Consider the following 464-nt stretch of genomic DNA (forward strand, 5'->3'; position numbering starts at 1 on the left):
AAGGCGGGATGTAAACATGATTGTGTTGAATTTATCAATTAACCCCCCCTGGCCCTGTCATGCACCGAAACAAGGCCTGTCGGGTTTCATGCACAACTTTGAAAAAAAGCGCCAAAAAAGTGATCTGAATACCCCAATTGGGTATTTTGAAATGTCAGTTTTGACAATAACCTTGGGAACAAGTTAGTACAAATGCCAAAAAAGAGCTTCTAAATGAATCTGATCACTTTTTTGAGTTTGAGTTGGGTTTCGATAAATCGGTAGAGATTTGATGAATCCCCACTCACTTCAACACCAAGTGCCACTCGCTGAACGGTGCAAACCACAGCGGGTGGCTTTGCCACGCCTGGACGTCGCCTTGCGCGCCAGCAGCGCCCCCCTGACAGCCCCCAACACCCTTTATATGAACACCGCCGCCAGCGAAAGCTGCGCTGCATTGAACTGAATCACTGAGAGAGACCCCT

1 protein-coding gene is annotated in these 464 nt (G+C 47.8%); it reads left to right on the top strand.

What is annotated here, in order from left to right; all coding sequences use genetic code 11:
* The first annotated feature begins 271 nt into the window (after positions 1-271).
* Positions 272-445 carry a hypothetical protein gene (locus B9Z51_RS18435; protein ID WP_158272888.1) on the top strand — a complete coding sequence of 58 codons (174 nt, stop codon included), beginning with the start codon at positions 272-274 and terminating at the stop codon, positions 443-445.
* The last annotated feature ends 19 nt before the right edge of the window (positions 446-464 follow it).

Origin of the sequence: Limnohabitans sp. T6-5 (assembly GCF_003063315.1) — a bacterium.
Taxonomy (GTDB): domain Bacteria; phylum Pseudomonadota; class Gammaproteobacteria; order Burkholderiales; family Burkholderiaceae_C; genus Limnohabitans_A.

Coding starts and splice junctions, on each gene's coding strand:
- B9Z51_RS18435 (WP_158272888.1), top strand. CDS start 272: ATGAATCCCCACTCACTTCAACACCAAGTGCCACTCGCTGAACGGTGC.